A 20768-nucleotide genomic window follows, 5' to 3' on the forward strand; every position below is an offset into this window, starting at 1 on the left:
TCGTTAATAAAAACTAACTCAAGGTATTGAACAATGACAAAAGTAAAAACATGGTTTATTTGGTGGCTATTACCAAAATATGCAGGATGACGACACTATTATTGATTATATAGACTAAGGTAAACCCATGAGTACAACTACAGAGAATATTCAAAGCCATTTTTCAGTCAATACTTTTACTGAAAATGCCGCTTATCAAAGCGACCCCTTAAACGTTTATCGTTTATTGTGTAAAGATAAAGACCATAACATTTTATTAGAATCTGCTGAGATTGATAAAAAACATTTACTGAAAAGCTTGTTACTAACCGATGCAGCCGTAAAAATTGTCTGTCACGGCAATAAAGTGACTTTCAGCCCATTATCCAAAAACGGGATAACTGCTGTTGCTTATGCCGCACTTAAATTAGCGCCACATGCTGAGCTGAGCTATAGTGAATGTCAATTTACTTCATTTTCTGCGCAAGCACTGACCGCTTCATTTCCACAAGTTGCCCAAGAATTAGATGAAAAGTCCCGTTTAATGGCAGTTAATCCTTTTGAAAGCCTTCGACTTTTTAATCAACTAGCGATAACAAACACACACCCTTTCGCTATATTTTTAGGTGGTGCATTTGCCTTTGACATGATTGCTGTAAGCGAGCAACTTCCCGACGTTAAGGAAGGTGAGAATACCTGTCCTGATTTTGTCTACTATTTGGCAGAAACCATGGTGATTATCGATCATGAGTTACAATCGACTCAGATTGTTGCCAATGTATTTAATAACCAAAATGCAAATGATGCTAACCATGACTGTACTTTATCAATACAATCGCGAGTAGATTCATTTAAACAGTTGCTAAATAAAGATATTACCTGTGAAAACGATAAACCTTCTATAAACACTTCCCCGATAACAACTGATATTACTACCGATAAATCAGATGAAGAATTTTGTGAGATTGTTGAACAGCTAAAGGAGAACATTAGAGCAGGTGATATTTTTCAAGTTGTTCCTTCTCGTACTTTTAGCTTACCTTGTAAAGACAGCGCATTAGCCTACCAAGAATTAAAATTAAGCAATCCTAGTCCTTACATGTTTTATTTAAAAGACAGCGATTTTTGTATTTTTGGTGCATCGCCAGAATCTGCCATAAAATATCAACAACATAACAGGCAAGTAGAAATTTATCCTATTGCTGGTACACGGCCAAGAGGTTTAAACAAAGACGGTAGTATTTGTTTAGATTTAGATAGTCGTATCGAACTAGAGCTTAGGCTCGACAAAAAAGAATTAGCTGAACATATTATGTTAGTAGATTTAGCACGAAATGATATTGCCCGTGTTAGCCAAGCAGGCACACGACATGTTGCTGATTTACTTAAAGTTGACCGTTATTCTCATGTAATGCATTTAGTGTCGCGTGTTTGCGGTACATTGTCACTTGATCTTGATGCACTACATGCTTATCAAGCCTGTATGAATATGGGAACATTATCAGGCGCGCCTAAAGTAAAAGCCACAGAACTTATTCGTAAAGTTGAAGGTAAGCGCCGAGGTAGCTATGGCGGTGCTGTTGGTTATATTACAGGTACTGGAGAAATGGATACTTGTATTGTTATTCGCTCTGCTTTTGTAAAAAATGACATTGCCCAAATTCAAGCAGGCGCAGGCGTTGTTTACGACTCAGATCCCCAATCTGAAACCAATGAAACTCGTCAAAAAGCGCAAGCGGTCTTAAGTGCCATTGCTTTGGCTAATAGTAAAACTCAAGGAGGAGAATCATAATGAGCAATCAACTAACCCCAAGTAACACTAAAATAGTAATGCTGGATAATTTAGATTCTTTTACTTATAACCTTGTTGATGAATTTCAGTCATTAGGTTTTGAGCCAATAGTTTATCGCAATACCTTAAGTGCAGATTTTATTTTAAGTAAAATTGAGCAAATCAAACAATCAAGCACTGAGCAAAACAACAAACAACAAGTGTTACTTGTGTTGTCGCCAGGTCCAGGAGATCCTAGTCATGCCGGTTGCTTAATGGATCTGATAGAAAAATCGGTAGGGAAAACACCTATGCTAGGTATTTGTTTAGGTCACCAAGCGCTGATTCAGTATTTTGGTGGAGAAATAAGCAGAGCACCTGAAATTGTTCACGGTAAATCGTCCCCTGTCATTCATAATGAAAAAGGAGCGTTTGCCAATATTGTTAACCCATTACCTGTTGCTCGATATCATTCATTAGTCGCCGAGAAAATGCCTAAAGAGTTAACGCTTACTGCACATTTCACTACCGATAACGATGTGATGCTTCCTATGGCAATAGAGCACGAACAACACGCTATTGTTGGTTTTCAGTTTCATCCAGAGTCTATTTTAACGACTTACGGTAGTAATTTATTAGCCCAAAGCATTAACCAGCTTATTTCATTAAACAACAATAGCACTTCAATGAATGAACAAGGAAACTCGCATGTCTAATTTATTAACACAACTGGTTGAAGGGCAAAGTTTATCGCAAGTACAATCTGAACAATTCTTCAGTGAGATGATTAAAGGTGATATTGAGCCTGTGCAACTAGCTTCAGTATTAACTGCCCTAAAAATAAAAGGGGAAACTCCCGAAGAAATCGCAGGCGCTGCTGTGGCGATTAGACAGTCGGCAACGGCATTTCCTGCTCAAGAAAGCGCAGTTGCTGACTGTGTAGGCACAGGTGGCGATGGTGCAAATACCATTAACATTTCAACCACAGCTGCCATACTAGCTGCTGCTTGCGGCTTAAAAATGGCAAAACATGGAAACAGAAGTGTTTCTAGTATGTCAGGCTCTGCAGATTTACTGGAAGCTTTAGGGGTTAATTTAACTATGACACCTCAAACTGCCAGCCAATGTTTAGCACAAGCTAACCTTTGCTTTTTATATGCTCCAGCATATCATCCAGGCTTTAAACATGCTGCACCTGTAAGAAAAGCTATGGGAATTCGCACATTATTTAATATTCTCGGCCCACTTGTTAACCCAGCAAAACCTAGCGTAATGCTCCTAGGGGTTTATATTCCCGAGTTAATAGATACTATAGCTAAAGCATTAACTTTAACAGGTGTTAAGCGAGCGTGGGTTGTACATGGCAATGGCTTAGATGAAATTGCTTTACATGGCACCACCGTCTTAACAGAAATAAATAACGGTAAACTCACTGAGAAAACAATCACACCTGAAGATTTTGGTCTACCTGTTTATTCTCTTGATGCCATTAAAGGAGGCACACCAGCTGAAAATGCCGAATATATCAAAGCTATTTTATCTGGCAACGGTGAAGCAGCACATAATGCTGCGGTCGTGATCAACTGCGCAGCCCTGCTTTACTTACACAACAAAGCAGACAACTTAAAAGAAGCTGCTAGTATTGCTGCTGAAGTTTTAGCTTCAGGTAAAGCCAGTGACACGCTTGCAACACTTGTAAATGTATCTAATCAAGAAGACTAAAAAATGACAAAGCAAACGACAAAAAATGATCTCCCTAATGTATTAGAAAAGATCGTAATTGATAAGCGTGATGCAGTAACTGCATTAAAAGAAAAACTGCCATTAGACAGTTTTATTAACACGCTTGTGCCAACAAAAAAAGATATGTACGCAGCACTGCGTCGTACACCTGAAAAACCACATGCAGGTTTTATTCTTGAATGTAAAAAAGCCTCTCCGTCAAAGGGCTTAATTCGAGCTGACTTTGATGTAAAAAGCATTTGCCAAACTTATGACAAATACGCGGCTGCCATTTCAGTACTAACCGATGAGAAGTATTTTCAAGGTAATTACGACTACCTAAAAATTGTCACCGACACAGTCAGCTGCCCAGTATTAAACAAGGATTTTTTTATTGACACTTATCAAGTCCATCTAGCCCGTTATTATGGCGCTGATGCGATATTATTGATGTTGAGTGTGTTAAATGACGAAGAATATCAAGCACTAGCAGCAGTGGCTGAACATTATAATTTAGCAATTCTTACCGAAATTTCGACCGAAGAAGAACGCGATAGAGCTATAACATTAGGCGCCAAGCTTATCGGTATTAATAACAGAAATTTACGAGACTTATCAACCGATATTGCTCGCACTTTTGATTTTGCTCCTTCTTTGCCCGACGACCGTATTTTAATTTCAGAATCAGGCATTTATAACAACAATCAAGTAAGAGAGCTTGCGCCTGCCGTTGACGGATTTTTAGTTGGTAGCTCAGTAATGGCTGAAGATGATATTGATTTAGCTTGTCGACAATTAATTTTTGGTCATAATAAAATCTGCGGTTTAACACAAGCTGAACATGCACTAGCAGCAAGTCAAGCAGGCGCCGAATTTGGCGGATTAATTTTTGCTAAAAAATCACCTAGATACCTAACACAAGCGCAAGCAAAAGTTATAGTTAATACTGTTTCTAACCTTCGATATGTAGGCGTTTTTGTTGACCACGATTTAGACGAAGTCGTCTCGTTTGCTTCTTCATTATCGTTAAGTGCCGTACAATTACACGGACAAGAAAGCCAAGACTATATTAACCAGCTATCCCAAAAACTGCCAAGCGGCTGTCAAGTTTGGAAAGCTATCTCTGTTGAAAACAGCATGCCCAATTTAGCACCAGCCGCTCAGCTTTACGTGCTTGATGGAAAAAATGCAGGTAGCGGTGAGCCTTTTAGTTGGCAATTGTTAGCCCAGAGCCAACAAGATTTATCTGCTTGTTTTTTAGCCGGCGGACTCAATAAAGAAAATATAGCGAACGCCATAGAGCACATGACCGCTCAAGATTTATTTGGTTTAGACATCAATTCAGGTGTCGAAACTAGTCCAGGCGTTAAATGCAGCGAAAAAATGAATAATGTTTTCGCCACCATAAGAAATTATTAGCGACACAACTATTAGCGACGAAATTATGAAAACAACTAACACAACAAAGAATACCAATGCATCTAAGGCAACATTACCCGCCTATTTTGGTGAGTTTGGCGGCATGTTTGTCGGTGAACTTTTAGTTCCTGCTCTAGAGCAATTAGAACAAGCCTTTATCGAGTCACAATCTGATGAAGATTTTTTAACCGAGTTTAATAGCCTGCTAACAAACTATGCAGGCAGACCTACACCTCTGACACTTTGTCGAAATATCGTTAAAAACCCTTTAGCCAAAATATACCTTAAACGTGAGGACTTGCTTCACGGTGGAGCGCACAAAACCAACCAAGTACTAGGTCAAGCGCTACTCGCTAAACGTATGGGAAAAACAGAAATCATTGCCGAAACGGGTGCAGGACAACATGGTGTTGCTACAGCAATTGCCTGTTCATTACTTGGGTTAAAATGTCGAGTATATATGGGCGCAGTTGATTGCGAGCGCCAGCAACCTAATGTATTTCGTATGAAACTAATGGGAGCAACCGTTATTCCGGTAACTGCTGGCTCTGGGACATTAAAAGATGCGGTGAATGAAGCATTACGTGACTGGTCCGCTAATTATGATAACGCTCATTACTTATTAGGCACAGCAGCTGGCCCTCACCCTTTCCCGACTATTGTCCGTGATTTTCAAAAAATGATCGGTGAAGAAGCTAAAGCCCAACTACTGAAAGAAGAAGGTCGCCTACCAGATTACGTTATCGCTTGTGTTGGTGGCGGATCAAATGCAATTGGTATGTTTAACGACTTTATTAAAGAAGAAGGCGTTAAACTAATTGGTGTAGAAGCTGGAGGTAAAGGCGTTGATACCAACCAACACGGTGCAACACTGGTAGCAGGATCTAAGGGAATGTTGCATGGTAATTACACTTACATTATGCAAGATAAATACGGACAAATTGAAGAGTCATATTCGGTGTCAGCTGGTCTTGACTATCCTGCTGTTGGCCCGCAACATGCTCAATTAAAAGACTTAGGCCGTGCTCAATATGTTCCTATTAATGATGATGAAGCCTTAGCTGCTTTTCAAGCATTAGCAATGAATGAAGGAATTATTCCCGCCCTTGAATCTTCTCATGCTCTTGCTCAAGCACTTAAAATGGCAAACGAAGTTAAAGAAGAAACTATTTTTTTAGTTAACTTATCAGGCAGAGGCGATAAAGATTTAGCTCATGTTCATACTATTTTAGAGCCATCAGCTAAAGGAGAAGTATAATGACTCATTCACACAATCACTCATCTGCAGGGTATAGATACGATCAAGCCTTTGCTAGTTTAGCTGACAAAAATGAAGGCGCATTTATCCCTTTCGTTACTATAGGTGATCCAAATGCCGAACAATCATTTGAGTTAATCAAAACATTGATTGATGCTGGTGCAGATGCCTTAGAGCTTGGTATTCCTTTCTCAGATCCCAGTGCCGATGGTGTGACCATTCAAATGGCAGCACTTAGAGCGATAAACTCTGGTATTAATACTGATATTTGTATCGATATTTTGGCGAAAGTTCGTGAGTATGCGCCAAATATCCCGATTGGTTTATTACTTTATGGTAATTTAGTTTTTGCACGCGGGCTTGATAACTTTTACCGTGATATGGCCGCTGTAGGAGTTGATTCCGTATTAATTGCTGATTTGCCGATTCGTGAGAGCCAGCCTTTTAGAGAAGCAGCATTAAAGCATGGCATCGCACCAATTTTTATTGCTCCGCCAAATGCAAGTGATGAAACTTTACGTGAAGTTGCCTCATTTGGTAGAGGTTATACCTATGTGTTAAGTCGTGCAGGTGTTACTGGTGCTGAAACTCAAGCTGAAATGCCAGGAACACATTTAATCGATACATTAAACGCTTACCATGCAGCGCCTTCAGTATTAGGTTTTGGTATTTCACAACCAGCGCAGGTGAGTGAAGCAATGGCTGCTGGTGCAAAAGGTGCGATTAGTGGCTCTGCAGTGGTAAAAATTATTGAACAACATTTAGATGATAATACAGCGATGATTGAAGCGTTACGTGTCTTTATTTCATCAATGAAAGCTGCAACTAAATAACGCAACTTTTAACAGGTAATCTTAAGTGTTTTAACCAATAAGGCTTACTTTGGTAAGCCTTATTTACATAGATAAGCTCAATTTAAAACTGACAGTCAGAGAAAGAAAATTAGATACAATGATTATCTTTGAGCAGTTTATCGCTCGATTTTATATAAGCACTCGCATAATCGGATCTCAGTTCATTACCCATTTCTACGGCTTCTTTTGCTAACTTAATTTGCTCTCTAATATAATCGCAATATTGTTGATCTTCTTCACTTAATACTTTTTTATTACTTTTGGCGGGACTACCATTGTTTGAAACTTGAGAAATATCAGATAACTCAAACTCGCTTTTAATGGCCGAGTTACTAACCGTCTCTTTAACATTAACGGCTACGGCGTTATTATTTTTAGCTTGATCAGCATAATGAACCACTCCATTGTCGTCTACCCAACGAAAAATTTGACTATTTTCTTGCGCATCGCTAAACGGAATGAAACTAACAATTAACATAAAAATTAATACATCTATTTGTTTCAAAGGTTCCACCTATAATAAATTTACTTTTAATAAACGTAGCAAATGCAAATTATTTAAACAAACTTTATTGGAGTTTTTTTCAAATTAACAACAATTAACGACAAATAACAACTAACTTGCCGAATTTTCGTTAAATTACACTTAATAAACGAAAAGTCACCCAAAAAATGGCACCCGTTAGGCCAATAAAAACCACACTAAAAGCAAGGTATAACCCTCGATACATTTTGCGCTTAACTCGAGCAATCATTGACATCTTTTCAGTCGATATTTGAGGGCTATTTTGAATAAGGGTTAATAAGAGGTATAACAATAAAGACCATAACAAAGCTAAAAAATTAGGTAATGCGAACTTATTTTGTTGGCTTGGCTCAAGACATACAAAGCTATAAACAACTAATGAGACAAATAAAGCCGCTAATAACAAAAGTAACTTCCGGTATGGAAGTAATTTATTCGCTAAATTGAGCCATTTATTATTATCCATATGTTCCTCTTCATGTTCAGGCTGTTAACGCTTAGCTAATTCATATCAAGCAATTGTCTTAAATAAAAAGACGTGTTGATAACACGTCTTTAAAAGTGAGTGCTGCCCGTAATGACTTAAGTGACACAAATAACAACACAATTAACATAGAAAATACAATGAGGTTAATTTAACACAGGCAACAAACCATAATCGTTAGAGTATTCAAGCATTTGCTCTTGAAAGTTATTAGGGTAACTAATAGTTACGTCAATTATCTTGCCGTTAGAATTTCCATCTTGATAAATAGCCTCAAGTTTAGGGTTAATAAAACCAGAATAAGGCGCAAGGTTAAGCTTCTCATAACGGTTAAGGACTTCTTGATGAAGTTTAGCATCAACTTTTACTGCATAGTTTTCAATTAAAGCTTGCCCTGCAGCAAAATCACCCTCTGACTTTATACGCTGTAACTCACGTAATAAATCCCCAAATAGAGTACGTAATTTATTATAATCGTTAATCACAAAATAGGTTTTTCCATTGCGAGTGCGCTTTTCAATAACCTTATCTTCAGCGCCTTTTTCATATACCCAAGTGGCAATTAATTGTCGATTGCGCATGTGCGCTTCTTCAATATTTTCACCTATTTTCAACCGACGAAGTTGTAGCATCATACCATTGCGAATATAACTGTCGTAACTGGCTTTCCCGACTTCTAGGCTTGGCATTATGCCCATGTCCACGAGTTTATCATCCAGTAAATAGTACAGAGCAACTAAATCTGCCCGCCCTTCTTCAAGTGCTGAAGCATATTGCTTTAAAGTTTCTTTGGGCGTGCCTACACCGTTATTAATTTGGCCAGACGCATGGCCGACAACTTCATGTAAATCGGTATGTAAATGCGAAGCCAAAGGCCCAAAAGCTTTACCTCTTTTAAGTTCAGCATCGTCCCAAACAAACTCAGCCAATGAGCCGCCTTTCACGTTATCATAGGCATTAACAATATTAGTTAAACTCACAGATTTCGAGCCATGTTCGGCGCGGATCCAATTAGCATTTGGCAGGTTAATGCCAATAGGGGTTGCAGGTGATGCATCACCTGACTCAATGACCACTGTGATGGCTTTTCCTGTTATCCCTTTAACCACTTTCTTTTTGTGAGATTCAATTAATGGCGAATTATCTTCAAACCATTGTGCCTGCTCAGCAATTGCAGAAATAACTTTCGTGGTTTCATGATCTTTTACTGATACTACTGATTCGAAAGAGCCACGATATCCTAACGGATCGTCATACACTTCAATAAAACCATTAACAACGTCAACATCAGAATTGGTATCTTTAACCCATTCAATAGAGTAGTCGTCAAAATCTTTTAAATTACCACTTCGATAATACTTAGCTAACAATATTAACGCTTTATGTTGCTGTTCATTTTCTGCCACGGTTGCCGCTTTATCTAACCAGCGAACAATCTCACTGATCGATTTATCGTACATCCCGCCCACTTTCCACACTTGTTCACTAATAACGCCATCTTTTTTAACGAGTTTAGAATTTAATCCCCACGAGACAGGACGTTTATCATCTACATTTTTTTTAGTTTTATAAAAATCAATAACTTCTTGTTCTGTTATATTTTCATAATAATTCACTGAAGAGGCAACTACATTGTCGATATCCGCAGACTGATCAACCATTTTACGTGCGATTCTGCTATCAAATAATATTGGCGTTAATTCTGCAACTAATTGTTTCGCTGTTTGATTTTCTCCCAAAGGTAGGTTGCCTTTTTCTGCAACATCAACAACATAATCGGTAAAGCTTTGTACTAAAAATTCAGGCATAATTTTACCTGACATATAATGGTGGTGAATTCCGTTGGAAAACCACACTCGCTTGGTATATTCATTAAACTTTTTAAATTCATCCGTACTTCTATCACCCGAATAATCACGAATAACGGCCTCTAGAGTCTGACGAATAATTAAATTAAATTTATAGTTTTGATCCCAAGTAATATCTCGACCTGACAAAGCTGCTTTGTATAAATAAAATAGCAGTTCTTTGGTTTTTAAAGGTAACTCTTCAAAACCTGGAACTTGATAGCGCAATACTCGAATATCAGCGAATCGTTCAGCTTGCCATTGAAATGACTCTGTTGCTTTAGTCGAACTTACAGAAGTAGTAGCAGACGCTTGTTCTTTTTGTTGAATAGGCGCTGACTGGCGTTTTTCTACCTGACTCTCTTGTTCTGAACATGCATTCATTAGCAGTACAGCACCAATAATTGCTGATACTTTAGTTAATTTCATTGTTATTATTCCGCATTAGATTAAACATTGTGTTAGGGCTTTCGTGCTTTGTTTTTTTGATATTCGTGACAAATAAAAGATGACTATTGCAACAAAGGTTAACTGTTTAACAAGTTTTAACTAAAACCTAACGAAAACCTTAAACAAAGCCTTTAATTGACAATTTAATTATCGACTTAAATTAAAGATAAAAGCCTAACACCTTGAAATCATAATGTGTATAACTTGCCATCAATAAAAAATATAACCGGTATAATACAAGTCTCATTAACTATGTGATTATTTATGCTGGTTAAAATAACGCAATAGTTGGTTCTTTTTCTGCGTATTAAAGTAGAACACCTATTAATGAAATTGGCTTAATACTTTTTATTCATGAAGTTATCATGATTCTGCAGGTAAGTTTTAAGAGTTAATCGCTATAGCAACAATCTTGTATAAATGCTGATCCACCTCATGTTTGTTGGTAGTTTTGCTATCAAAAATATGGGCTTGCTATTCTCCTTATGTTATAGTGCCGCCAGTTTTTTTAAGGCAAAGATTGTAGTGTTATAATGCTATCAGAAAATATTGAATTAATTGAGGCTGTTGGCCTAAATTTATTTTTTGCTTTTATCTTTATTTTCATTGGGTTATCTATCCATGATGTAATGAAAACCAATAACGTACCTAAAATGGGACGTTATGTTGTTTATTTTGTATTATTTCTAGGATGTTTTGGTTTTATTGCCAAAGGCGTTATTCAATTTTTCTGGGAAAGTCAGGGGATTGGATAGGTGTTAATGAGTAGATAACATGGCAAAAGAAATTAGTGATTTAACCACTATTGATTTATTTAGTGATGAAAAGCGGCCGGGGCGTCCAAAAACGAATCCTCATCCGCGGAATGTACAAATTAAAATAAATAAACGTAACCAAGTTAAACGTGACAAAAATAACGGGTTAAAGCGGGTTGAGTTTAAAATTCACCACAGTTTATTTCAGCAATTAGAAGCGTTAGCCAAAGAGCAAAATGTTAGCCGTGGCGAATTAATAGAGTCGTTATTAAAGGCACAGTTAACGGCGAAGTAAAGTTTAAATTTAAAGTAATAAGGTTAGAATTTCATGGCAATTGTAGGTTTATTTTTCGGAAGTGACACCGGTAATACTGAAGCAGTAAGTAAAATGATCCAGAAAAAACTGGGTAAGAAACTGATTGAAGTAAAAGATATCGCAAAAAGCACCAAAGAAGAAATCGCTGAGTTTGATATGCTTATTTTAGGCATTCCTACTTGGTATTATGGTGAGAACCAATGTGATTGGGACGATTTTTTACCTGAATTAGAAGAGATTGACTTCACGGATAAATTAGTTGCTATATTTGGTCTGGGTGACCAAGAAGATTATGCAGAATACTTTTGTGATGCTATGGGGCCTTTACGCGATATTGCTGAATCGAAAGGCGCGATTATTGTAGGTAACTGGCCAACAGAAGGTTATGAGTTTGAAGCCTCTAAAGGTTTAGTTGATGATAATACTTTTATCGGTTTGTGTATCGATGAAGACAGACAACCAGAACTAACAGAAGAACGTGTTACTCAATGGGTTGAACAAATTAACGATGAAATGTGTTTAGCAGAGTTTGCTTAAATCACTAAACAGACTCACATACATCGTCGAACACGAAAAAGCCATATTGCACGTCAATATGGCTTTTTTCATTTAGGAGTTGTTGCTCTTTCACGGTTGAATTTTGTTCAAGATAAAAGCGCTTTAAACGCGACAAGTAGTGTACAACCTAGTCATTCTAAAAAAATATTACTCACAGCTTCCGAATCCAACTCTCGCTAAGTACCTAAATTCATATAGGCACAATGAGTAAACGTTTCTATCTAAGTCTTTCGGACAACATTTGTTGAATACTTTTACTGCGTTATCGCCTTTTTATGCGAAAACACCATATCAAATTATTGTAATGACAGCCCCTTTAGCAGCGTTATTCATATCTAAAAATTTATACTCATTAGTCAGCACTATTGTAAAATAGCTAATATAGCTTGCTCAAGCTTAGGGTTGTTTGGATCAGAATTATTCGATACCCAACGAATTTCGCCTGACTTATCAATAAAAAAAGTCGTAGGTGTTCCTTTTACTTGATACTGCGTTGCAACCTTATCGCCATCAATCACCGTAGTAAAATGCATTCCTCTTTCTAACAACGAGGCTTGCGGTGATGCTCCTTCGTCTTCTTGAAAACTAATGGCAAGCATTTCCAACCCTTGCTTTTTATATTGTAAATAAAGTTTATCTAAACCAGGTTGTAATTTTTTACAATAAGGGCACCAAGTCGCCCAGAAGTGAATAATCAAGGGCTTTCCTTGATAATCATCTAACGAGATAACTTGCCCTGATACTGTAGAAAGAGCAAAATCAGGTGCTTGCTTAGCAAAAACTTGCCCTGTAGAGGTTAGCATTAATACAACTAAGGTTAATAATTTTATAAAATATGACATGACAAGCTTAATGTTAATTAATGATAGTTAATTTGACCCGAAGAGTTTGATTAAAATTTCATCTTATAATTGCACCTTTTCAACTTTAGCTTACATCACACCTTTATTTATCCTCGTTAAGCCGTTAAAGGTATTAATTAATTAAAACAATGCTGTTATCTGAACCAATAACCCCCTATAATTTTGATATTAAAAACAACAGGAGAATTATTTGTATGTCAGCACAAAATGAAGAATTAAAAAGAGCTGGATTGAAAATCACCTTACCACGGATAAAGATCCTAATTATTCTTCAAGATCCTGCGAATCAACATATCAGCGCGGAAGATGTGTATAAAATATTGTTAGAGCAAAATGAAGAAATTGGCTTAGCTACTGTATATCGTGTATTAAACCAATTCGATGATGCAGGTATTGTGACTCGTCATCATTTTGAAGGGGGTAAATCAGTTTTTGAATTAGCCCACAAAAAGCATCATGATCATTTAGTTTGTTTAAAATGTGGTAAAGTCGTTGAGTTTGAAGACGACGTTATTGAAAAGCGCCAAGAAGATATCGCCAAAAAACATAAAATCACCCTAACTAACCATAGTTTATATTTATACGGTGAATGTGAAGATTTTGATGCCTGTGAAACTTACCGTAAAGCTCATTTAAATTAAGCACAACAATTACCAATAACAACACATAGAAAAAGGAGCCTAGGCTCCTTTTTTGTTGCTCAATAAAACGTTATTAAGATTGTTATTTCGCTGTTTTTTCCCAAGTATCACGTAAACCAACAGTACGGTTAAATATTAACTTTCCTGCTACTTTATCTTTATTATCTAAACAAAAGTAACCTTGGCGTTCAAATTGAAATGCAGCTTCTGGCTCTGCTTGTGCAAGACTCGGTTCAACTTTTGCTGAATTAATAACAACAAGTGATTCAGGGTTTATTACTGAATGAAAGTCTTCCGCTGCTGCAGGGTTTGCCACAGTAAATAAACGATCATATAAACGTACTTCTGCATCAAGTGATTCAGCCGCACTCACCCAATGAATAACACCTTTAGGTTTAGTACCATCAGTTGGATTCTTACCTAAAGTATCGCTGTTATAATCACAATAAACAGTAACAACCTTACCGTTATCGTCTTTATCACAACGAGTAGCAGTAATAACATAAGCGCCACGTAAACGAACCGCTTTGTCTAAAACAAGACGTTTGTATTTCTTATTGGCTTCTTCTCGAAAATCTTCAGCTTCAATATACAGTTCGCGGCTAAATGGCACAGTTCGCGAACCTTGTTCCTCATCACTTGGATGATTTTTTACTGTCAATTGCTCAGTTTGCCCTTCAGGATAGTTTTCAATCACTAATTTAATTGGATCAAGAACAGCCATTGCTCTAGGGGCGTTATCATTTAAATCTTCACGAATACACGCTTCTAAAACACCCATTTCGATAGTATTTTCCATTTTGGTAACGCCAATACGTTTAGAAAATTCACGCAAAGATGCAGGGGTATATCCACGACGCCTAAAAGCTGAGATAGTCGGCATTCTAGGATCATCCCAACCGGTCACTAAATTTTCTTCAACTAAGTTCAGTAACTTGCGCTTACTCATTAATGTATATTCAAGATTTAAACGAGAAAACTCATATTGATGCGGCGTTGTTTCAACTGATACATTGTTAATAACCCAATCATATAATCGACGGTTATCTTGAAACTCTAATGTACAAATTGAATGGGTAATCCCTTCAATAGCATCAGATAAACAATGAGTAAAATCGTACATTGGGTAAATGCACCATTTATCTCCTGTTTGATGATGATCAGCAAATTTAATACGATAAATAATCGGATCGCGCATACACATAAAACTCGATGACATATCAATTTTTGCACGTAATGAACATTTGCCTTCTGGGTATTCACCATTTTTCATTTTTGTAAAATGATCAAGGTTTTCTGCCACAGACGTATCACGGTAAGGGCTATTTTTACCTGGCTTATTTAACGTTCCTCGGTATTCACGAGTTTCTTCACCGTTTAAAAAACAAACGTACGCTAACCCTTTTTCAATCAGCTCTACAGCAAAGCCATGTAACTGATCAAAATAGTCAGACGAGTAATGAATCTCCCCTGCCCAATCAAAACCTAACCATTTAACATCTTTTTGGATAGCGTTAACATAATCGATGTCTTCTTTTTCTGGATTAGTATCATCAAAACGAAGGTTACATAACCCTTTATAATCTTGTGCAAGACCAAAGTTTAAACATATAGATTTAGCATGACCAATGTGCAAATAACCATTTGGCTCAGGCGGAAAGCGTGTTTGTACGCTATTGTGTTTTCCACTGGCTAAGTCTGCATCAATAATTTGGCGTATAAAATTGGTAGGACGGTTTTCTGTATCCGACATTGGGTAACCTTAAATGTTTAACGAACTTGATAATTGTGCACATTATAGCAAGTGTTATAACACGAGAATAGCGGCTTTTTAGGGCAATATTCAATTTTATCTTACTTGGCTAATCTACTTTTAAATTAATAGCCTTGATTTAAATTAACACAAATAGGTAGCTGCCCCGTTTTACGGTATTTTTTAATTGAATCTGCCACTATTGCACTGGCTGATTTTATATGAGTAGGTGCAGAAATATGCGGAAGTATCGTTATATTATTATGCTGCCATAAAGGGCTATTACTTGATAAGGGTTCTTGATCAAATACATCCAATACTGCATGTGCGAGCATTTTATTATTAAGGGCATTGAGTAAATCTGGTGTATTGATAACGCCACCGCGAGCGAAGTTAATTAAGCAGGTATCCTTTGCAAGCTGTTGTAAAAAGTTTTCGTTAATTAAAGAACGTGTACTCGGCGTTAGAGGTAATAAACAAACGACAATATCGCTTTTTACAGCCAACTCAGCTAACCCTTGTTCGCCACTGATACAATGAACACCATTAATATGCTTCTCATTTCGGCTCCAACCGATAACATTAAAACCATTATCAATAAGGCGAAGTGCACTAGACTGCCCTAATTCCCCTAAACCTAAAATGCCAACTGTACGCTCGCTCGCCAATTTATAATCAATTTGATGCCAAACCGCATTATTTTGCTGCTGTTGATACAAGTGCATATCTCGATGAAAATAGAGCACCCAAGTTAATACCGCTTCACTCATGGTTTGAGCAAGTTGAGGATCAATCAACCGAGAGAGTTTAAAATTTATGTTGTCATCGAGCTCTTGCTGGGAATGTTTAAATGCCGCAAGTAAACTGTCTACTCCAGCCCAAAGGCTTTGACACCATTTTAAATGAGTAAACTGTTTGACCACACTTGGATCGGGGTTGGCAACAATAGCTATCTCGCATTGCTGCTTTTGTTCTTGTGTTAACACATTAGCTAAAACAATATTCTCATCAGGAAGTAACTCTGACAATTGACGAACCCAGTTTTCTTGCTCTGTTAAGGCAAGCTGAGAAATAAAAGCAATGATCCGGTTATTCATTTCAATTAACTCATTTTATCTAATTAGGTTTGAGCCTAGCTCAATACTTTTTTATTAATAGACGCTAACGTTTTAAAAACTTCTTGATTAGGAAAACCATCAGCAATTAAATCGTACTCTAATTGAAATAATCGGATCGCTTTTCTACTTTTAGGTCCCCAAATTCCATCGGGCTTACCTGTGTCAAACCCTAACACGTTAAGGCTTTCTTGCAGTGATTTCATTTGGCTAACGCTATAAGCACTTTCCGCTTTTTCCTGCTCATTATTTTTAAACGCTTGAATACCTTCAGCACCCATTAATTTATTGGCTAATACACCGACAGACAGCGCATAACTTTTTGATAAATTCCACTTCATGATGACGTTAAAGTTTGGATATAATAAAAAGGCGGGTCCTTGATGGCCTGCTGGTAGATACAATTCTGCGTTAATGTCGTAATCAGGTAAACCTTGTTTATTCGTTTTTTTAACGCCCAAACGTTGAAAGTCAGCAAGCGGATAATATTGATCAAACTCGACTTTCGAAAAATCAAAATTATCAGGCAAAATCACTTCCCTTCCCCAACGTTCTTTAGTTTGCCAACCAATTTGAGTGAGATAATTAGCAGCTGAAGTTAGTGCATCACTTTCACTTTGCCAAATATCAACTTTACCGTCGCCATCTCCATCTATGGCATACTTTAAAAAAGCGGAAGGCATAAATTGCATATGCCCCATTGCACCAGCCCAAGAACCTTGTAATTGTTCAACATTAACTTTTTCGCTGTCGATGAGAGTAAATAAATTTATTAACTCTTGGGTGAAAAATTCACTGCGGCGTTGATCGCACGCTAATGTTGCTAGTGAATTTAATACTGACATTTTGCCTTTATGTTTACCATAAACGGTTTCTAACCCCCAAAATGACACCAAATACTGTCTGGGAATACTATATTTTTTTTCCAAACGATCAAACAACACTTTATGTTGTTGTAATTTTTGACGGCCATTTCTTACATGATAATCGGTGACACGTTTATTGACATATTGTTCAAATGTTTGAGTGAATTCTGGTTGTCGCTTGTCTAAGACCACCACACGTTTAATTTCTGATAAATTATCAATCACATCGGCAGTAATAACGGATGTAAAACCTTCAGCTATTGCTCTTTGCTTTAATTGTGCTTTACATACCGAAAAGTCTTCATTGGCAATAGCGCTATGTGCAGATACTGATGTTAGAGAGACAAGTGATAATAAAGAGACTTTAGTTAATTGTGGAAATATAGAAGTGAAATTCAAACGCATTTTTAATCGACGAGCTATAAACATTGCTGCGTGTTTCCTTTTGAAAAGTTAGAAAGCTAAAAATATTTAATGAAAAATCATCATCGCTAAAAACGTGAACAATAACAATTGCTAGTTACAATTTATTGACAACTAGTGATGATAGAAGGTCTTTATTCAAGAATAACCTACCTCCTAAATAAATAGAAAAACCATTACTTTATACGTTGGCTCAATTACAATAAATAGTATCTTGAACTTTTAAAATTATTTAATAAAAATATTATGTCCGTTTCTCATTGCATACATTGTCAACACACCGTGAATGGCGTAAGTCGAATTTGTCCGATGTGTGGCGCAGGGATGAAACAAGAAATTGAAAATAACAAACGTCATTGCCCTCGCTGTAAAGACTCTCTCGTGGTATTCCAGTTTAATCATTATCAACTAGATAGATGCACCCGTTGTGAAGGCTTGTGGTTAGAGCCTGAAAAATTTAAGGTATTAACCAGTGAGTTTGATGTTTATCGCGACGACTCGTCTGATCCTAATTTCATTAAAAAACCGACACCCAAAGCAGAAAGCTATTTACCTTGTGCCTGTTGCAATAAACTAATGACTCGTCAAAATTTTAAAAATATTTCCGGTGTTATTATTGATCTTTGTATTGGGTGCGGCATTTGGCTGGATAAAGGTGAGCTAAAACAAATACGTAGCTTTATTGCCAGTGGCGGCCTAGATCAGTCTCAAGATAGACAACTCGAGTCTCAATCTCAACAAATTCAAGCACTTGATGATCGTTTATCCGATGTTGAGTTAATGGAAAAAATGCTCAATAAATTCAGTATAAAGCGCATATTTTTTAGAGGGTTTTAATTTTTATCGTGATTTTTGTTCAGTAAATACCAATAGGTATTTCTTTTAAAATGACAAAAAGTTACTGTAGTTTATTGTGCTCGAGCGAATTTATTCTCTTAACTTAAATATGTGGTTAACGTATTTGTTTACACTTCGATCGAGTGGTGCACATTTATCAATTAATTTGCTAGTGAAAATTTAATGAAAACAATGAACAAACTAAATTCGATCCTATGGTTTCTTTTTGTGCTCTTAAACCTGTTCACAACGTTCTCTAGCACAAGTAAAGAAATAACAGTGGTCACTGAATATTTAGCTCCCTACCAAATAAAAAATAACGATGGTTCTTTAGGAGGTTTCTCTGTAGAAGTGATAGAAGCGTTATTTAAAATAACTGGAGACACTCCTTCAATACAAGTTTTACCATGGGCAAGAGCATATACCACCGCTAAAAATCAAAGAAACACACTTATTTTTTCTATAGCCAAAACCGATAGCCGATTAGATAAATTTCAATGGGTGGGCGATTTATTACATGAGCAATATTATTTCTGGGCATTGGCGACTAACCTACAATTAAAAGGTTTATCGCTTGAGCAGTTAAAACCCTTCAGGGTGGCTACTTCTCGACATTCTAATGAAAATGAATTCTTAATAGCTCATAACTTTAATAGTATTTATCTCGTAACCAGTGAAACACAGCGCACTAGAATGCTCTACATCGATAGAACCGATCTTATTATCGAAACAGAGTTAACGTTAAAAGAAAACACTAAAAAGCTTAAATTAGATTTTACCAAATTAGCTAAGTTAAATTTTGTTGATGATCTTGAAACTACGCTGAGTATTGCCTTTAACCTTAATAGCGATAAAACATTAGTAGCAAGATATCAACAAGCCTTTATGCAACTCAAAAAATCGGGTCAATTATTGCAACTTCAACAAAAGTGGCAAATACCTGTTCATCATTTAAAATAATTGCTTACATCGCCCAATAAGCTTGTTCAAGAGAGTCTTCGCGCTCTGGCAAACCTTTAGATAGACGAGGCGAGTGTTGTACTAATACCTCATAACTTACTCGATTGGCATACTTACTAATTTGTGAAAGTGACGAATAAGTTAATGCTGGCTGTAAGTGTTTACTCGAGCTTTCAACATTACGTTGATGATAGACATTCGCACTTAAATCATGCAATACCGCAGCAAGTGCGCCATCGCCAGCACCATTAGTATTTTTAATTTTGTCAGGACCGCCCATGTAAGGTGCAGTGTGGGTATAAATTTTTACAGGTTCAACACAATCTTTCAAACGCATAGGTCGTGAGTATTCGTATTGATTAAAACAGTTGATAGCTCCCGGTAATAACGGATATTCAGTTTCTCGTTTAAATTTATCATCTACATAACCTGCAAGAAATAAGCCCTGGCAGCCAGCAGTACAAATAACTAAATCAACCCAATCTAAACATTTATCAGCAGCCTTAAGCGGATCTTCAATACCTGTAATAGCAAGAGCTTCTTCTTCATTCATCGCTAATATATCAACATGATCTTTGACAAAATCTCGCCAAAAATCGGGTTCTTTCTCAATAAGAAACTTGGTACCTAAGGTTAAAACAACAGGAACTCCTGCAGCATTTGCACACTTTACTGCTTTTATTGTTGCTTGTGTCATTGTGTCGTCAGCTTCGGTACGCATTAAATACGAACTAATCACTAAAGCAGAAGCGTTATTAATTAATGTTTCATCAACAGACTCAGGTGCTAGCTTATTAATTAAACCAGCATTTATTGCAAACGTTCGCTCACCAGTATCGTCAATAAGGGTAAAACATCGACCAATAGGTCCATCGACAGGTTGTAAGTAATTTAAATCGACCCGCGAAGAGGTATTGCTAACAAAACGATATGCATATCCACCTATTTTCATGTTTTCAGACATTACGCCAAGTAATACTGAACGATCGTCAGCGAGTACCGAATAATTGTGCATGGTATTACCAATGGTGCCTCCAGCAAACTCGTAGTCAACTAAGTTTTCGTCTTTTAAACGTTGATATAGCCTATGAGTGACTTCATCGGTTATTACTTGAGACATGCCTCGCTTTAAATCAAATTCAGCTAAAAACTCATCATCAATTTTGGCTTCTATATCCACTAACACTTGGTCAATGCCAACAATATAACATTGCGCTAATGGCGCATTATCGACAATTTTATCAGTGAGAGGATTTTTATTTTCCACAGGAAAATAATGTTTATGTTGACGACGGCCGGGGAACTTCATAACACAAAGAGTCTTTTATATTGCTGGCAAATATGTAGCGAAGGATTATATATTATCTTCCC

The 20768-nt window shown here is 36.9% G+C and carries 20 protein-coding genes; 12 read left to right on the forward strand and 8 right to left on the reverse strand.

The window, feature by feature from the left end; all coding sequences use genetic code 11:
* Window positions 1–127: 127 nt before the first annotated feature.
* From AC27G3_RS13890 to trpA, 6 genes are read left to right on the forward strand one after another with little or no spacing between them, the layout of a single operon-like run.
* A complete protein-coding gene (locus tag AC27G3_RS13890) occupies window positions 128–1771 on the forward strand; it encodes an anthranilate synthase component 1 (protein ID WP_487122518.1) in 1644 nt (547 codons plus the stop codon).
* Entirely contained in the window at window positions 1771–2466 is a 696-nt protein-coding gene (locus AC27G3_RS13895) for an aminodeoxychorismate/anthranilate synthase component II (protein ID WP_487122520.1), read from the forward strand. The genes AC27G3_RS13890 and AC27G3_RS13895 overlap by 1 nt, the downstream gene beginning before the upstream one ends.
* A complete protein-coding gene (gene trpD / locus AC27G3_RS13900; protein ID WP_487122522.1) occupies window positions 2459–3472 on the forward strand; it encodes an anthranilate phosphoribosyltransferase in 1014 nt (337 codons plus the stop codon). Before AC27G3_RS13895 ends, trpD begins: the two co-directional genes overlap by 8 nt.
* 3 nt (window positions 3473–3475) lie before the next feature.
* Window positions 3476–4891 carry a bifunctional indole-3-glycerol-phosphate synthase TrpC/phosphoribosylanthranilate isomerase TrpF gene (gene trpCF, locus AC27G3_RS13905; protein ID WP_487122524.1) on the forward strand — a complete coding sequence of 472 codons (1416 nt, stop codon included), beginning with the start codon at window positions 3476–3478 and terminating at the stop codon, window positions 4889–4891.
* A gap of 25 nt (window positions 4892–4916) precedes the next feature.
* Window positions 4917–6149, forward strand: a complete 1233-nt coding sequence (gene trpB, locus AC27G3_RS13910; protein WP_487122526.1) for a tryptophan synthase subunit beta — start codon at window positions 4917–4919, stop codon at window positions 6147–6149.
* On the forward strand, window positions 6149–6982 hold the full coding sequence (gene trpA / locus AC27G3_RS13915; RefSeq protein WP_487122528.1) for a tryptophan synthase subunit alpha: 834 nt from the start codon (window positions 6149–6151) through the stop codon (window positions 6980–6982). The genes trpB and trpA overlap by 1 nt, the downstream gene beginning before the upstream one ends.
* A 109-nt stretch (window positions 6983–7091) precedes the next feature.
* Here the strand turns inward: trpA and AC27G3_RS13920 are convergent, their stop codons facing one another.
* From AC27G3_RS13920 to AC27G3_RS13930, 3 genes are all read right to left on the reverse strand, one after another.
* Complete coding sequence (locus tag AC27G3_RS13920) at window positions 7092–7508, reverse strand: DUF4124 domain-containing protein (RefSeq protein ID WP_487122530.1); 417 nt, start codon at window positions 7506–7508, stop codon at window positions 7092–7094.
* 130 nt (window positions 7509–7638) lie between these two features.
* A complete protein-coding gene (locus AC27G3_RS13925; RefSeq protein WP_487122532.1) occupies window positions 7639–7995 on the reverse strand; it encodes a hypothetical protein in 357 nt (118 codons plus the stop codon).
* A 164-nt stretch (window positions 7996–8159) separates the two neighbouring features.
* Window positions 8160–10289 carry a dipeptidyl-peptidase 3 family protein gene (locus tag AC27G3_RS13930; protein WP_487122533.1) on the reverse strand — a complete coding sequence of 710 codons (2130 nt, stop codon included), beginning with the start codon at window positions 10287–10289 and terminating at the stop codon, window positions 8160–8162.
* A gap of 554 nt (window positions 10290–10843) precedes the next feature.
* On the opposite strand from AC27G3_RS13930, the gene AC27G3_RS13935 reads away from it, so the two are divergent.
* The 3 genes from AC27G3_RS13935 to fldA are packed head-to-tail and all read left to right on the forward strand — an operon-like array spanning window position 10844 to window position 11918.
* Entirely contained in the window at window positions 10844–11065 is a 222-nt protein-coding gene (locus AC27G3_RS13935) for a DUF2788 domain-containing protein (protein ID WP_487122535.1), read from the forward strand.
* Window positions 11066–11084: 19 nt separating this feature from the next.
* Window positions 11085–11360 carry a LexA regulated protein gene (gene ybfE, locus AC27G3_RS13940; RefSeq protein WP_487122537.1) on the forward strand — a complete coding sequence of 92 codons (276 nt, stop codon included), beginning with the start codon at window positions 11085–11087 and terminating at the stop codon, window positions 11358–11360.
* A 33-nt stretch (window positions 11361–11393) separates the two neighbouring features.
* Window positions 11394–11918 (forward strand): flavodoxin FldA, encoded by a 525-nt coding sequence (gene fldA / locus AC27G3_RS13945; RefSeq protein WP_487122539.1) that lies wholly within the window; start codon window positions 11394–11396, stop codon window positions 11916–11918.
* 383 nt (window positions 11919–12301) lie between these two features.
* Here fldA and AC27G3_RS13950 read toward each other — a convergent pair whose 3' ends face one another.
* Window positions 12302–12781, reverse strand: coding sequence for a peroxiredoxin family protein (locus tag AC27G3_RS13950; RefSeq protein WP_487122541.1), 480 nt, complete (start codon window positions 12779–12781; stop codon window positions 12302–12304).
* A 215-nt stretch (window positions 12782–12996) separates the two neighbouring features.
* On the opposite strand from AC27G3_RS13950, the gene fur reads away from it, so the two are divergent.
* On the forward strand, window positions 12997–13443 hold the full coding sequence (gene fur / locus AC27G3_RS13955; RefSeq protein ID WP_487122542.1) for a ferric iron uptake transcriptional regulator: 447 nt from the start codon (window positions 12997–12999) through the stop codon (window positions 13441–13443).
* A gap of 82 nt (window positions 13444–13525) precedes the next feature.
* Here fur and glnS read toward each other — a convergent pair whose 3' ends face one another.
* The 3 genes from glnS to AC27G3_RS13970 form a co-directional block, all read right to left on the reverse strand.
* On the reverse strand, window positions 13526–15196 hold the full coding sequence (gene glnS / locus AC27G3_RS13960; RefSeq protein WP_487122544.1) for a glutamine--tRNA ligase: 1671 nt from the start codon (window positions 15194–15196) through the stop codon (window positions 13526–13528).
* A 125-nt stretch (window positions 15197–15321) separates the two neighbouring features.
* The gene (locus AC27G3_RS13965) at window positions 15322–16293 is read right to left on the reverse strand and encodes a 2-hydroxyacid dehydrogenase (RefSeq protein ID WP_487122546.1); all 972 of its coding nucleotides are present in this window, start codon (window positions 16291–16293) and stop codon (window positions 15322–15324) included.
* A gap of 35 nt (window positions 16294–16328) precedes the next feature.
* Window positions 16329–17606: a lytic murein transglycosylase gene (locus AC27G3_RS13970; protein ID WP_487122547.1), complete on the reverse strand. Its 1278-nt coding sequence runs from the start codon at window positions 17604–17606 to the stop codon at window positions 16329–16331.
* Between the two features lie 240 nt (window positions 17607–17846).
* Here AC27G3_RS13970 and AC27G3_RS13975 point away from each other — a divergent pair, with 240 nt between their 5' ends.
* The gene (locus AC27G3_RS13975; protein ID WP_487122549.1) at window positions 17847–18437 is read left to right on the forward strand and encodes a TFIIB-type zinc ribbon-containing protein; all 591 of its coding nucleotides are present in this window, start codon (window positions 17847–17849) and stop codon (window positions 18435–18437) included.
* Between the two features lie 279 nt (window positions 18438–18716).
* Window positions 18717–19397 (forward strand): substrate-binding periplasmic protein, encoded by a 681-nt coding sequence (locus tag AC27G3_RS13980; RefSeq protein WP_487122551.1) that lies wholly within the window; start codon window positions 18717–18719, stop codon window positions 19395–19397.
* A 4-nt stretch (window positions 19398–19401) separates the two neighbouring features.
* On the opposite strand, the gene AC27G3_RS13985 is transcribed toward AC27G3_RS13980, so the two are convergent.
* Entirely contained in the window at window positions 19402–20706 is a 1305-nt protein-coding gene (locus AC27G3_RS13985; protein ID WP_487122553.1) for an inosine/guanosine kinase, read from the reverse strand.
* Window positions 20707–20768: the final 62 nt, after the last annotated feature.

This window comes from Colwellia sp. SU-HH01217 (genome assembly GCF_057543495.1).